General features: G+C 59.4%; 9 protein-coding genes and 1 pseudogene. 6 read left to right on the top strand and 4 right to left on the bottom strand.

The features are described 5' to 3' along the window. The first annotated feature begins 25 nt into the window (after positions 1-25). The gene (locus tag TU73_RS08045; RefSeq protein WP_057011755.1) at positions 26-2,725 is read left to right on the top strand and encodes a hypothetical protein; all 2,700 of its coding nucleotides are present in this window, start codon (positions 26-28) and stop codon (positions 2,723-2,725) included. Positions 2,726-2,822: 97 nt separating this feature from the next. On the opposite strand, the pseudogene TU73_RS28150 reads toward TU73_RS08045, so the two are convergent. Continuing rightward, positions 2,823-2,990 (bottom strand): annotated as a pseudogene (locus TU73_RS28150) (thiol:disulfide interchange protein DsbG); the annotation flags it as partial. A gap of 194 nt (positions 2,991-3,184) precedes the next feature. Here TU73_RS28150 and TU73_RS08040 point away from each other — a divergent pair. After that, positions 3,185-5,944, top strand: a complete 2,760-nt coding sequence (locus tag TU73_RS08040) for a hypothetical protein (RefSeq protein WP_057011754.1) — start codon at positions 3,185-3,187, stop codon at positions 5,942-5,944. Positions 5,945-5,998: 54 nt separating this feature from the next. Here TU73_RS08040 and dsbG read toward each other — a convergent pair whose 3' ends face one another. The 3 genes from dsbG to dsbD are packed head-to-tail and all read right to left on the bottom strand — an operon-like array spanning position 5,999 to position 9,308. Next, complete coding sequence (gene dsbG, locus TU73_RS08035; protein ID WP_056786342.1) at positions 5,999-6,760, bottom strand: thiol:disulfide interchange protein DsbG; 762 nt, start codon at positions 6,758-6,760, stop codon at positions 5,999-6,001. After that, the gene (locus tag TU73_RS08030; protein ID WP_057011753.1) at positions 6,736-7,581 is read right to left on the bottom strand and encodes a TlpA disulfide reductase family protein; all 846 of its coding nucleotides are present in this window, start codon (positions 7,579-7,581) and stop codon (positions 6,736-6,738) included. Before TU73_RS08030 ends, dsbG begins: the two co-directional genes overlap by 25 nt. Further along, the gene (dsbD, locus tag TU73_RS08025; RefSeq protein ID WP_057011752.1) at positions 7,581-9,308 is read right to left on the bottom strand and encodes a protein-disulfide reductase DsbD; all 1,728 of its coding nucleotides are present in this window, start codon (positions 9,306-9,308) and stop codon (positions 7,581-7,583) included. The genes TU73_RS08030 and dsbD overlap by 1 nt, the downstream gene beginning before the upstream one ends. A gap of 177 nt (positions 9,309-9,485) precedes the next feature. Here dsbD and TU73_RS08020 point away from each other — a divergent pair, with 177 nt between their 5' ends. The 4 genes from TU73_RS08020 (at position 9,486) to TU73_RS08005 (ending at position 14,039) form a co-directional block, all read left to right on the top strand. Beyond that, complete coding sequence (locus tag TU73_RS08020; RefSeq protein ID WP_057011751.1) at positions 9,486-10,166, top strand: response regulator; 681 nt, start codon at positions 9,486-9,488, stop codon at positions 10,164-10,166. Then, the gene (locus TU73_RS08015; RefSeq protein WP_057011750.1) at positions 10,166-11,485 is read left to right on the top strand and encodes a sensor histidine kinase; all 1,320 of its coding nucleotides are present in this window, start codon (positions 10,166-10,168) and stop codon (positions 11,483-11,485) included. Before TU73_RS08020 ends, TU73_RS08015 begins: the two co-directional genes overlap by 1 nt. 123 nt (positions 11,486-11,608) lie before the next feature. Next, on the top strand, positions 11,609-12,382 hold the full coding sequence (locus TU73_RS08010) for an N-acetylmuramoyl-L-alanine amidase (RefSeq protein ID WP_057011749.1): 774 nt from the start codon (positions 11,609-11,611) through the stop codon (positions 12,380-12,382). Between the two features lie 259 nt (positions 12,383-12,641). Further along, positions 12,642-14,039: an aspartate aminotransferase family protein gene (locus TU73_RS08005; RefSeq protein WP_057011748.1), complete on the top strand. Its 1,398-nt coding sequence runs from the start codon at positions 12,642-12,644 to the stop codon at positions 14,037-14,039. Positions 14,040-14,062: the final 23 nt, after the last annotated feature.

The raw sequence follows: 14,062 nt of genomic DNA, 5'->3' as shown, positions 1-14,062 counted from the left end.
TTCCCTTGGAATAGGAGTTCCTTGTATGGCTAAGAAAATTTCGTCGCCTGAAAGTCTTTCAGTACCCATGGCTGTGGAGATGGACGCAGCAGTGATTTCCAGCGAAGTAGACGGAACGATTGTACCGTCCCGAATACCGGGAACCGAACTGACTGTTGACTCGCGTATGGACAGTTCACCTATCACCGTTGAGTTTCGTGCGCAGAGGAAGAAAGAGAATTCTGAAGAGATATGGGAAACCCTGGAATTTGAAGATATCGTCGATTCGAGCAATGTGCCTGGAGCGAGGAAAATTGCTATCCCATTGGATTATTTGACGAGCTCAATGGGGTTCACGCTTTACATCGTCTACAGGGGCAAATCCCAGGGGCAGACGGCCGTATCGCTGGAGAAGCAAATAGGTATATCGTTCTATCCCGCAACGGGCTATGAAGAACTCGCGCCCAGCTTGCTTGACGAAAAAATCCTGCATAACACGCCGACCTATGACATGCGCGATCACACCGGCGACGAGACGGTGCTGGTACCTGTGCCGCCGCTTGCCAAACAGGGTGACAAGCTCTACTGCACCGTTGCCACTGAGCAAGATGCTGCTCGCCATGTTTTCTACACCGTAGTGTATGGCTATGAGTTGACTGCTGAGGATGCGGTCGAGGGCCATGTGCTGCGCTTCTCAATTAGCCGTGGTTGGTTGGCACGGCGCAAGCAGTGGCGAGCGCTCACCCTCCAATGTGCCTGGATCACCAGCGGCCTGGAGGCCGAGCCTCCGGCTGAGGTGGCGCCCCATCTGGAAACGCGACTGCCAAGAAATGCCCTCGAAATCCAGAATCGGCGCACTGCCGCATTGGTCGTGGATCATGGTCTTGAAAACCTGCCGCCTCCGCATCTGCGCCAGTCGGTACTGTACAACGATGGCTGGTGCCTTAACCCGGACCTCACCAAAGCGGGGGGCGATGTTGAAGTCTGCGGCTTGGACAGCTATGCCGAGGACGAGATCTGTTTCTATGTGAGCGGCCCCGACGGCGAGAAGAAGTCGCTAGGCTGTGTAACGATTGAGCACGACGGAGAACAGGCATCGGTAAAACTGCCAGCCTGTGATATTGCGTGTTTCTTCAATGAGTCGATGGCGCTGAGTTATACCGTGGATTTTCCCAACAGGGAGAATAAAGATAGTGAACCGGCACAGTCATCACCTCAACGGGCTGTCAGCGTCTTGGTGCCCCAATTTCCCCATTCGAACATAGAGGAGGCAACGCACGCTACGCTGGACCTTGGCACGTTTTCGGGAGGCGCCACGGCGACAGTGCCGGTGTGGGCCTATGCTGATTGCTCGGCAGCTTGTTGGATGTGGGTCACGGGAGAGTATGAAAACGGCAGTGCCTATCGGTTCGAGATTCTGTCGGGGGTACCCGTCACGGATGACTGGAAAGTCCACGGAGTCGATGTACCTATTCTCAGGGCCGACCTGCAAAAACTGGCCGATTGCAGCACCTTCAACCTGCATTTCGCGGCAAGCTTTTGTGGTGCGAATGATCGGCCAAGCGCCTTTGAGTTCCCAACGCAAGCCCTCAAAATCGAACAGGAACCCCTGGTACTGCTTGAGCCCAAAGTAACCGAAGCCGTAGGCGCCGACCTGACCGCCTGGAATGGTCGTGACGGCGTGCAGGTCGAAGTGGATTACGTGCGTATTAACGCCAAACACTGCATCAGTGTCTGCTGGCAGAGGGCTGATGGTAGTCGTTGGCCGCTGGCGTCCAAGCCCGGTAGTACGGCGGGGCCTGTTGTCTTCTCGTTGCCGGCGGAAGCGGTGATAGAGAGTATGGGCAGAACGGTGCCAATTACTTATACCGTGACGACCGCTTGTAAAGTGCAGACTTCACCGCCGCTGAACTTGAACATCAGCCTGCCTACGCGGTTGGAGACGCCAAACGTGCTGGAGGCGACGCCGCCAAGGACTCAAAATGCGGTCTTGGACACTAGGGTATTTGCCGGGAATGCCAATTCCCACGAAGACACTATGTGGTTCTTGCGCGCAGGGCAGAAGTGTTGGTTGCGGGCAACCGGAACGGATAAAAACGACAATCCGTATACGTTCGTTATATATGCCGATAGAACCATTACGACCAATGAAGTGGCTGAAGGGGTGGCAAACCCTGTACTGCGTTCCGAGTTGGATAAGCTAAAAGACAACACCCACCTGACCTTCACATTCAGCGTGGCGACGGACGGTAGTTCGAATGAGAATGTGATCTGTCCATCGCGAGTGCTGGTCGTGCGTGTGATCACAAAGGTGACAGAAGACTTCAGGACAGTACTGCCCTATCAGTACCCGGCAGGAACTTTCATACGCACCCCGACTATGTATATGAGTGCGCGGACAGGCACACTCGGTATTCATGCAGCGAACCCGCAGGTTGCAGGAATGACTTCAGGAAATGCCCTTGTGTTGAACTGCGCTGCGCCTAATGAAGGGCCGATGCCCACTCAGACGGTTGATATATACCTCAATCGCGGCTACACACGTGTCAAGTTTTCCTTCACACGCAATGCTTATTACGGCCACTTCACCTTCTATAATGGGGCTGGGCAGCCCCTCGGGACTCGCTCGGGGTTGCCGGTAAATAGCTGGGTTGATTTCAGTGCGCCTGATGGGCAAGAGATAATCAAGATAAGTGTGACTAACCAACAACACTCGTATTTGGATAATTTCGAGTTGTATTACTAAGGGCTGGAGCATTCATAAGTGCTTCTATCTGCATAGGGGCACTTTTATTTACGACAGGCTGGCAGCCGACCCTATCTCACTGAATTGGGTGTTGATACTACTTCGGTCCGAGGATCTTTCCCAACTTCTCCGGCGACGGCGCCCCTTGCTGCTGCTGCAACCCACCCTTGTCATCCAGATAAAAAATCGCCGGCGTCGCCGACAGCTCCAGCTCATCCATCAACTTCATATTCGCATCAAGTTTGGCCTCGACCTCGGCCGGGATCTAGGCCGATGGCGGAGTTGGAGGGGCTTTAAGGTACGAATGGGCGCTACCCGTTGGTCGGGTAGCGCCGTTTTTTAAGAGAGAACTGTCAATTCTGACAGTAGGCGGGGGCAAAAAAATAGGACTCACTTGAGGGAGCTCCTTGGCCGGACTGGGCGGTTCAAGGATACATACCTTCACACGGAGTTCTGAAAATGGCCAAGCAAACACCCACTCCTGAAAGCCCATCTAGTACCGATAACGCGTTGACGCCACAAAGCCTTGAATCAATTACAGCACAGCCGCAAGCGCTGGAAGTTGCTGCGCCAATCATCTCAAGTGAGCAGTACGGGACGATTAGTACGGAAGCTATGAAGAAAGGCTCATATCTGACTGTCGATTCACGCATGGACAGATCGGCCATTACCGTAATGTTCAAAATAGAAGAGGAACCAGAAATAAAATTTGAACCTATTGTTGACTCTAGCGGCGTGTCGGGCGCCAGAGAGATTCCGATACCTCTGCAATACCTGACCAGGTCGATGAGGTTCACCCTGGTCATATCCTACGAGGGAACGGTAGGCGGCAAACCAGCTGTTTCACTGGGCAAGTACGTAACGGTGAACTTTTACCCTGAAGAACATAGCGAAGCGTTAGCGTCTAAGTTGCGACATGAAAAGATAGTCCAAAACACAGTAATCTACGACATGCACGATTACGTAGGGGACGGAAAGGTTGATATACCGATTCCCTATCTTGCCCAAGAAGGAGATAAAATTTACTGCAGTGTCATTACGACCCAATTCAATAGAAAACCCGCTTCCTATCTCGTGGTTTATGGTTATGCATTAACGCTCGAAGATATAAAAGCAGGCAAACTTGAGTTTTCCATTCCTCGTGGTTGGCTAGCGCGTCAAAAGCCAATCGAGGAAGCGATCACTTGCCACACTGGCTGGATTACCAGTGGCTTGGCGGCCGAACCGCCAAAGGACACTGAAAATCCGGATGAGAAGACCTTTCTCCCAGCGAATGCTCTTGATATCCAATATCGTCGTACCGCTCAATTTATTGGGGATCAAGGCCTGGCAAACTTGCAGCCGCCCCATTTGCGGCAATCTGCGTTTTTCGATGATCAATGGCGCCTTAATCCGGCACTCACCAAAAATGGGGGAGATGTTGACGCGCCGCAGCTGGACACCTATGCAGGTGATCAGATCTGCTTCTCTGTAAGCGGGCCCGGCTATGGGTCGAAGTCACTTGGCTGTGTGGACATTCAGAACGATGGGGACCCGGCGTCCATCAAGTTACCCCGGGGTGTGATTGCCTATTTCTTTAATAAGTCGATGACGCTGAGCTATACCGTCCAATTTCCCAACTTGGTGGATTCAAAACCACAATCACCTGATCGCTTAATCAAAGTACTTGCGCCACAACTGACCAGACCAGGCATTGAACAGGCAACGGGGAATACCCTGGACCTCAACACCTTCAGCGATAACGCGACGGGGGTGGTGCCTGTTTGGGATTATGCGCAAGAGCAACAATGTTGCTGGATGTGGGTGACCGGTACGCTGGAAGATGGCAGCCCCTACCGGCTCGACGTGCTGACCAATGAGCCGCTTACGGCGCAGTGGCTGGCTGGTGGAGTCGATACGCCGATTTCCAGGACCCAGTTGCAAAAGCTGGCGGATTGCAGTGAGTTTGAATTGCATTTTGCGGCGAGCTTCGATGGCCAGTGTGCGCTGGAGACTGCCATCGAGTTCCCTGTCCGGATTTTCAGCATCGAGCAGGAAGCTTTGATACTGCTCCCTCCAAGGGTGTGTGAGGCGGTAGATGATCAACTGACCATCTGGAATGGCCGGGACGGTGTGACGGTGCGAGTGGCGTATGAGCGGATCGGCCCCAATCAGATGATCGACCTCAAGTGGGTCAGGGCTGACGGTACGAGCCTGCCGTTGGAACCAAAGCGGGGTAACAGCGATCCTGGTTACGTCGATTTCGCGGTCCCGCGTGAAGCGGTGATCCAGGGTGCGGGTAAAACGATCCCGATCAGTTACACGGTGACCAGTGCTTGTAAGCTGGCGCCGTCGAGGACGCTTGCGTTGAAGATCAGTGTGCCGACCCGGTTGCCGACACCCGTTGTGCCAGAGGCTACGCCACCGGCAACCCAGGGTGGTATTTTGTACCTGAGGGGCTTTACAGGGGATGTTCATATCATCGTGGAAAAATGGTGGTTCATCCTGGTAGGTCAGGTCGGATGGCTGGAATGTCGGGGCACGCAGGAAAATGGCTCCCCATACACTATTAGGGTGATGCGCAACGAGCCGATTACCACAAGTGATATGGTCGACGGGCTATTGCGGGTGATCAAGCGCCAGGAATTGGAAAAGCTGCGTGATAGAACCGCGTTGGATGTGGTGTTCAAGTGCACGGCAGAGATTGGTGACCTTGAAACCAACGCGATTGAGTTTCCCCTCCTGCACTTGGAGTTTAATAAGTCGTTTTACGACTACACGGATTTCAACCCTGCCGGAAAAGACTGGAATAACTGGGAAAAAGGCCTGGGTGCCACCGATTCGAGAGATTTGCGGCTGAAGCAAGGTCAAGTGCCTCCGGACTTTACGAATGGATATTATCGGGAAGACTGGGGATACACCGATACGACTGACCCCGCCACACAGCGCGAAAAGATGTTCAAAAAATTCATAGGACTGGAAGTCGGGAAATGGTACGAATTCAGTGCCTGGGTCCGTGATAGTTATGCGCAAGGTAACGGTAGGAAGCCTGCGTTGGTACTGGTCGTTCAAGGAGTCGATATTACTCAGGTAACGCGGCCGGGGACTGCCTGGCAACTGCTTAAAGGCACCTTCAAGGCCAGTTCAAGTTCCTTGAGACTTTCGCTGGATAATATGGAAATGGGCATCGGCCCGATAAATGACTACGACGTAACAGGTATCACCGTGAAGGCGGTTTGATCAGTCATTGCCGAGTCAAAAAAAGGCCCCCGATTCAGGAGGCCTTTTTGTAACCTATTTTGGTCCCAGAATTTTCACCAACTTATCCGGCGAAGGCGCCCCTTGCTGCTGCTGCAACCCCCCCTTGTCATCCAGATAGAAAATCGCCGGCGTCGCCGACAGCTCCAGCTCATCCATCAACTTCATATTCGCATCGAGCTTGGCCTCGACCTCGGCCGGGATCTTTTCCAGCGCCTTGAGCTTGCTGCCTTTGCCGGCGGCCTCGTGTTCTTGCAGGGCTTTTTGCGGGTCTTTGGCGGCAAGCAGGGCGGCGGATTTGCCTGGGCTGTCTTCGCGGATGATGCCCACCATGATGTGGCGCAACTGTACTTTGCCGGCCTTCACCCACGGGCGGGCCTGTTCCCAGAACATGTTGCAGTACGGGCAGTTGGGGTCGCTGAACAGGTAGACGGTGCGCGGGGCGTTTTTGTCGCCGTCCTGGATCCAGCTGCTGTTTTCCATCTTGGCCCAGACTTCCTTGGCCATCGGCGCGTACACCAGTTTTTCCAGGGGCGCGGTGCTCAGGTCATTGCCCTGGGCGTCGTACAGGTTGCCGGCGATCACGTGCTTGCCGTCGGCGGTCAGGTACAGGGCCATGCCCCGGTTCTGGTACTGGGCGGCGTAGCCAGTGAGGCCGCTGGGCGCATCGAACTTGCCGATGATCTTGGCGCCCTTGGCTTCGATCTGTTTGATTGGGGCCGGCAGGTCTTCGGCCTGGGCCAGCGCAGCGGCTAGCGTCAAAGGCAGCAGGGTCAGCAGGTGGCGGAGGCGAGGCATGTCGGTTTCCTTGTCTGGGTGTTGTCGAAGGGTTCCATGGCGCGGGCCAGGCTGGCTTCGGAGAGTTCGCCCAGGTGGCTGTTGATCAGGCGCCCATCGGCTTGGTAGAACAACGTGGTCGGCAGCGCCATGGAACCCACAGCCTGGCCGAGGCGGCCGCTGGCGTCGAACAGCACGTTGTCCAGGTTCAGGCCTTGGGTGGCCAGGTAGGTGCTGACGCTTTGCATGCTTTCGGCCTGGTTGACGAACAGGAAGGTCACGTCGGGGCGCATGCGTTGGGCGTTTTCCAGCACGGGCATTTCGCGTCGGCACGGCGGGCACCAGGTGGCCCACAGGTTGATCACCAGCGGGCCGCCCTGGTAGTCCGCCAGTTGCACCACCTCGCCATTGGCATTGCGCAGGGTGATGTCCGGCAGACGCGTGCCTTTTTCGTAGACGCTGAGGGACAGGCTGGTCATGCCCCAGAACAACAGGCCGGTGATCACCCCGGCGCTGAGGGGCTTGCGCAGGGGCGGGCGACGCCAGCCGTACGCCAGCGCGCCGAGGATCAGCACGATAATCCCGGGCCAGGCGAGAAAGCCGCCGTCACGCAGGTCGACCATCTCCACCCAGTCGTTGCTGTAATAACTCCAATACATCAGCACAAAACTGACGCGGGCGGCGAGCAGGCCCAGCAGGAACAGGCTGAACAGCACCGACTCCGGGTTTTCGCCGCCGCGCTTGGCCACGCGCCAGCCCACCAGGGTGGCGAGAATCAGCGCGCTGATCAGCAGCAGGTGATTCAGGGCGATGGCGAAGGTGCCGATGGTGAGGGTCAGCATCAGAGAGCGTCCCGCGTCTGGGCCCAGCGTTGCAGGAAGGCGGCGGCGTCTACTTCGCCGGTGATGCGTTGGGCGCGGCGTTCTTTACCGTCCGGGCCGATCCACACGAAGCTCGGTGGCCCTGGCACTTTGTAGCGGCCCAGCAGCTCGCGGCTGGCGGCGTTGTCGGCGGTGACGTCCAGGCGCAACAGGCGCACGTCTTTGAGCGCGTCCATCACTTCGGGTTTGCCGAACACCTGTTTTTCCATGATCTTGCACGACACGCACCAATCGGCGTAGTAGTCCAGCAGCACCCACTGGCCCTGGGCCTTGGCGCTGTCGAGTTGGCTTTGCAGTACAGTCGGGTCGCTTACCGTGGTGAAGGCATCGTGAGCGCTGGGTGCACCGACGACCCGCGAGCCGCTGTAGACCTTCAACGGTTGCCACAGCTCATCGCTGCCACCGGCCGCCCCCACCACCAGCACCGCGCCCCACAGGCCCAGCACCACGGAACCGGCGCCGAACACCTTGGCCCCCAGGCCGGATTCACGAGCCAGCGTCCAGCCACAGTAAGCCATCACCAGCGCTAAGGCGCCCCACAGGCCGATCCACAGGCTGTCGCCGACCACCGGGCGAATCATCAGTACGGCGGTGCCCAGGAACAGGAAGCCGAAGATGCCCTTGAGCACGTTCATCCAGGTGCCGGGCTTGGGCAGGAAGCGATTGCCCACGGTGACCAGCAGCAACAGCGGGATGCCGATACCGATGCCCATGGCAAACAGGATCAGGCCACCGTGCAGCGCGTTGCCGCTCTGGGCGATATACAACAGGGCGCCGGCCAGGGGCGCGGTCATGCACGGCCCCACCAGCATGCCGGACAATGCGCCGAGCACACCGGCACCCACCAGGCTGCCACCGCTTTGTTGGCGGCTGACGTTATCGAGGCGGTCGCGCAGGAAGGCGGGCAGTTGCAGTTCAAAGAAGCCGAACATCGGCAGGGCGAGCAACACGAACAACGCCGCAAAGCTGCCGAGGATCCACGGCGTTTGCAGCAGCGCCGCGAGGTTGGCGCCGAGCAACGCGGCCATTACCCCCAGGGCGGCGTACACCAGCGCCATGCACACCACGTAGCTGCCAGCCAAGGCAAAGCCACGGCGCGGGCTGGCGCCACTGCCCACCACCAGGCCGGCAAGGATCGGCAGCATCGGCAACGAGCAGGGCGCAAACGCCAACAGCAGGCCCAGGCCGAAGAACACCAGCAGGCTCCATCCCAGGCTGCGCTGCTGCAGGCCGCTGGCCAGGCTTTGGTCCTGGGCTTGCGCGGTCGCGGCGACGGCCGGGTTGCCGCCCAGGTCCACGGTGATCGACTGCGGCGGATAGCACAGGCCGGCATCGGCACAGCCCTGCCAGCCCAGCTTGACCTGGCCGGTGGTGCCGGCCGGGATCTTCACTTCCAGGCCCTGACGATACACTTGCTGCTCGCCGAAGAACTCGTCGCTATGGGCTTCACCCTGGGGCAGCACGGGTTGTTCGGCCAGGCCGTCGAACTTCATGCGCTGCTGGTACAGGTAGTAACCGTCGGCAATTTGCCAAAACAGCTGGGTTTCGCCGCTTTCAAGACGTTCGGAGGTAAAGGCGAAGGCTTTGCCCACCGGGAGGAAGTCGGGTTTGGTTTCGAAGGGGCTGCCCGGCGCTGCCTGGGCGAATCCCGCGAACAACACCAGCAGAAAGGTAAACAGATGCCGCATGGTCAAGCCTTAGTTCGATGCAAGTGAGGCACACAATGTGTGGCGTTGATTAACCGATGATTAACCGGGGGCTATTCTAGAGTGTAGGGATAATCCGATGTTGTGAACTTTGGCGGCATAATGCGCGCTTAATCCGTGCCTTTTCTAATCACCCGCATCTTTTACGAAGGGCTCAGCATGCACGTACTGGTCTGTGAAGACGACGAACTGATTGCCAGCGGCATCGTGGCCGGCCTCACCGCCCAGGGTTTTACCGTGGAGCGCGTGGCCACGGCCGCCGCTGCGCGGGCGATGCTCAAGGCGGCAGCCTTCGACATCATGGTGCTCGACCTCGGCCTGCCGGACGAAGACGGCCTCAAGCTGCTGCAACAACAGCGCAGCCAGGGCCTGGAGATCCCGGTGCTGATCCTCACGGCGCGGGACTCGGTGACCAACCGCGTCGATGGCCTGCAAGCCGGTGCCGATGACTACCTGCTCAAGCCCTTTGACTTGCGTGAACTCGCCGCCCGCCTGCAAACCTTGTTGCGCCGGGTGGCGGGGCGCAGCGTCAACCTGATCGAACATGGGCGCCTGGCCTACGACCCCAGCAGCCGTGAAACCTTCCTGGGTGGCCAGCCGGTGGACCTGTCCCGTCGCGAACAGGCGCTGTTGCAGGCGTTGCTGCACAACAAGGGCCGCGTGCTGTCCAGCGAGCAACTCAAGGACAGCGTCTATGGGTTCAGCGACGAACTGGAAAGCAATGCGCTCAATGTGCATATCCATCACCTGCGGCGCAAATTGGGCAACGGCATCGTCGAGACCGTGCGCGGCCTCGGCTACCGCCTGGGCCCGGCGGATGCTGGAGAGAACAGCAAGTGATGAGCCTGCGCCTGCGCCTGACGTTCAAGCTGGGCGCTGCTTTTGTGCTGATCTGGGTGCTGGCGGCCGCCTGGATGCTCAACGACTTGCGCAACCAGATGATGTTTTCCCTCGACCAGCGCCTGGTGGCCTCGGCGCGCATGGTTGCGGGGCTGACCGAGCAGATGCCGGGCCTGGCCAGTGTCAGCGCCGCTACGCATCTGCGCACCGAACAGCTGAATGTGCCGGGAGGCATGGCGTGCCAGGTCAGCTCCCTGCGCGGCGAGATCCTGGCGCGCAGCCACACCACGCCGGAGGAAGGGCTGGAGTCGCGCAGAAGCGGTTTTCGCGACCAGATGATCGATGGCGTGGGCTGGCGCAGTTTCACCTTGTCCCGGGGTGACTTGCTGATCACCACCGCCGACCGCCAGGTGGAGCGCGAGGCGCTGAACCTGTCGATCCTGCTCGCCGCCTCGGTGCCCGTCGGCGTGGCCTTGCTGGGGTGCCTGTGCCTGTTGTGGCTGGGTATCGGTCAAAGCCTGGTGCCGCTCAACCGCATGCGTGACGCCTTGATGCGCCGCAGTGCCGATTCTCTCGAACCGCTGCAGATCCATCCATTGCCCAGCGAACTCAAGCCGTTGCTCGACACCCAGAACCAACTGCTGCAACGCATCGCCAAGACCATTGAGCGCGAGCGCCGCCTCACCGGTGACGCCGCCCATGAGCTGCGCAGCCCGCTGACGGCGATCAAGACCCACCTGCAAGTGGCGCGCATGACCGAGGGCGCGGCCCGCGACCAGTCCCTGGCGCACGCCGAGGAGGGCGCCGATCGCTTGCATCGCACCCTGGAGCAGTTATTGCTGTTGGCGCGGGTGGAGGGCAGCCTGTCGTTTGACGACGGCCTGCAATCCAGTGCCGAGGAAGTCGCCAGGTTGGCGATCCAGGATGCCAACGCTGGCGACAATCGTCGCATCGACCTGTTCCTGGCCCACGACCTTGCCGCCAGCCCGGTGGAGATGCCCGTGGGCCTGGCTGTCGCGGCCTTGCGCAACTTGCTGGACAACGCCTTGCGCCACACTCCGGCCGATACCCGGGTGGAGTTGAGCGTGTCCAGCAGTGTTGACCAAGTGATTTTCCGCGTGCGAGACCATGGCAAGCAGATCTCCAGCGAAGACCTGCAATACCTCACCCAGCGTTTCTGGCGTAACGGCAACAGCGAAGGCTGTGGCCTGGGCTTGGCGATCGTCCAGGCGATTGTGCAGCGCTGCTCCTGCTCGTTGCACTTCGACAGCCAGCCCGACGGTATGCGGGTCGACCTGGGCATGCCGTTGCGGCGCTGAGCTGCCCTTTTCACGTGGCAAATAATTACCGCCCGCCTGAGACTCAAGCCGTCAGGATGGCGGTAATTTTTTTGCGCTTGAACGGGCCGAATGAGTCGGCCTGAATTGAAAAGGACCGTTCTTATGTTGGTGATCGACACCAGTTTCCCCGCCAGGGATTTCAACGACCGCCGCGGCGAATCCGTGCAGCAGGTGATTGTGCACTACACCGCTGCGCCCTTTGCTTCCTCGCTACGCACCCTCACCCAAGATGGCGTCAGCGCCCACTATCTGCTGCCCGACCCCGCTGAACCCAGCTACCGCGCTGCCGGTTATGAAGAGTTGCGCGTGTTCCGCCTGGTGGACGAGGACCAGCGCGCCTGGCACGCAGGCGTGAGCTATTGGGCGGGGAAGGCCGACCTCAACAGCCGCTCGGTGGGCATTGAAATCGTCAACCTGGCGCGGGATGAAGCGGGGGTCTTTACCTTTCCGGAGTACGCACCGGCACAGATTGACCTACTGATTGAATTGCTTCGCGACCTGCTGGAGCGCTATCCGCAGGTGGGCCCCACTGACTGGCTCGGGCATTCGGACGTGGCCTACTGGCGCAAGAGCGACCCGGGGCCTCGACTGCCCTGGCGTGCGCTGCATGAAGCCGGTATCGGGGCCTGGTTTGATGAGTCGACCCGGGCGATGTACCAGCGCCGCTTTTGTGTCGGCTTGCCGCCGGAGGTCGAAGTGGAGCGGGCGTTTCAGCGTTATGGCTACAAGCCCGCGCAGAACCGCGTGGCCTTTGAGCAGCGCACCCGGGCATTCCAGATGCATTTTCGGCCACGGGATTATTGTGGGTTCCTGGATGCGCAGACCTGCGCGATTCTTTATGCGCTCAATGAAAAATACCGCGGGCTTCGGAGCTGAGCGCTGTTCAAATGTGGGAGCCGGCTTGCCTGCGAAAGCGGTAGTGCAGTAACAGATGCGCGACTGACACACTGCCTTCGCGAGCAAGCCCGCTCCCACATTTTAATCTCCCCACAATCGGTAAATATCCGACCAACCTCCTAAATCCCCGTGCATCTGAAGCGTCTCCAGAACAGGAAATCCGTGCGCATGCCCTTGGGCCAGACGCCAACGGATCGGCAGTTTGGTCACCATCACCCGCGTATTGAGGGATCCAGAGATGTCAGTCGCTACCAGCCGTACCGAAGACGCCGCGGCGCCTGCGGAAACGCTCTATCAGTTCGACGAAAACCCGCTGCTGGCCCGTCAGCGCCAGCAGGAGTCCAACGCCCGCAGCTACCCGCGGCGCATCCCCCTGGCACTCAAGCGCGCCAAAGGTATTTACGTGGAGGACGTCGAGGGGCGTCGCTTCATCGATTGCCTGGCCGGTGCTGGAACGCTGGCGCTGGGGCATAACCACCCGGTGGTGATCCAGGCCATCCGGCAAGTGCTGAGCGACGAGCTGCCGCTGCACACCCTTGACCTGACCACGCCGGTCAAGGATCAGTTCGTGCAGGACCTGTTCGGTTTGCTGCCCTCTGAATTGGCGCGGGAAGCGAAGATCCAGTTCTGCGGCCCCACTGGCACCGATGCGGTGGAAGCCGCATTGAAGCTGGTGCGCACCGCCACTGGGCGCAGCACTGTACTGTCGTTCCAGGGCGGCTATCACGGCATGAGCCAGGGCGCCTTGAGCCTGATGGGCAGCCTGGGGCCGAAAAAGCCCCTGGGCGCGTTGCTCGGCAATGGTGTGCAATTCCTGCCATTCCCGTATGACTACCGTTGCCCGTTCGGCTTGGGCGGCGCGCAAGGTGTGCAGGTCAACCTGCATTACCTGGAAAACCTGCTCAACGATCCGGAGGCGGGCGTATTGCTGCCGGCGGCGGTGATTGTTGAGGTGGTGCAGGGCGAGGGCGGCGTGATTCCCGCAGACCTCGATTGGTTGCGCGGGCTGCGACGTATCACCGAGCAGGCCGGTGTGGCGCTGATCGTCGATGAAATCCAGAGTGGGTTTGGGCGCACCGGCAAGATGTTTGCCTTCGAACACGCCGGCATCATCCCGGACGTGGTGGTCATGTCCAAGGCCATTGGCGGCAGCCTGCCGTTGGCCGTGGTGGTGTATCGCGACTGGCTCGACACTTGGCTGCCGGGCGCCCATGCCGGAACGTTCCGGGGCAACCAGATGGCGATGGCGGCGGGTTCGGCGGTCATGCGTTATCTCAGGGAACACGACCTGGCGGGCCATGCGGCGGCCATGGGCGAGCGCCTGGAAGAACACCTGCGCATCTTGCAGCGCGACTTCCCGCACTTGGGGGATATCCGTGGCCGCGGGTTGATGCTGGGGGTGGAGTTGGTGGACCCGACGGGCACGCCGGATGCCCAGGGCCACCCACCGGTGCATCGCCAGTTGGCGCCGCTGGTGCAGCGCGAATGCCTCAAGCGCGGCCTGATCCTGGAACTGGGCGGGCGCCATGGCAGCGTGGTGCGCTTCCTGCCACCGTTGGTGATTACCGCTGGCGAAATCGACCAGGTGGCCGAGATCTTCGGGCGCGCCTTGGCGGCGGCGGTTGCCAGCGTCTAATTTTCCAGGCCCTTGATACGTTT

This window comes from Pseudomonas libanensis, assembly GCF_001439685.1.
Taxonomy (GTDB): domain Bacteria; phylum Pseudomonadota; class Gammaproteobacteria; order Pseudomonadales; family Pseudomonadaceae; genus Aquipseudomonas; species Aquipseudomonas libanensis.
Note: the sequence above shows the minus strand (reverse complement) of the source record. Positions and strands in the feature narration are given on the sequence as shown.

Bases quoted from the DNA above. Each gene is read 5' to 3' on its own strand.
- TU73_RS08045 (WP_057011755.1), top strand. From the start codon at position 26: ATGGCTAAGAAAATTTCGTCGCCTGAAAGTCTTTCAGTACCCATGGCT.
- TU73_RS08040 (WP_057011754.1), top strand. From the start codon at position 3,185: ATGGCCAAGCAAACACCCACTCCTGAAAGCCCATCTAGTACCGATAAC.
- dsbG (WP_056786342.1), bottom strand. From the start codon at position 6,760: ATGCCTCGCCTCCGCCACCTGCTGACCCTGCTGCCTTTGACGCTAGCC.
- TU73_RS08030 (WP_057011753.1), bottom strand. From the start codon at position 7,581: ATGCTGACCCTCACCATCGGCACCTTCGCCATCGCCCTGAATCACCTG.
- dsbD (WP_057011752.1), bottom strand. From the start codon at position 9,308: ATGCGGCATCTGTTTACCTTTCTGCTGGTGTTGTTCGCGGGATTCGCC.
- TU73_RS08020 (WP_057011751.1), top strand. From the start codon at position 9,486: ATGCACGTACTGGTCTGTGAAGACGACGAACTGATTGCCAGCGGCATC.
- TU73_RS08015 (WP_057011750.1), top strand. From the start codon at position 10,166: ATGAGCCTGCGCCTGCGCCTGACGTTCAAGCTGGGCGCTGCTTTTGTG.
- TU73_RS08010 (WP_057011749.1), top strand. From the start codon at position 11,609: ATGTTGGTGATCGACACCAGTTTCCCCGCCAGGGATTTCAACGACCGC.
- TU73_RS08005 (WP_057011748.1), top strand. From the start codon at position 12,642: ATGTCAGTCGCTACCAGCCGTACCGAAGACGCCGCGGCGCCTGCGGAA.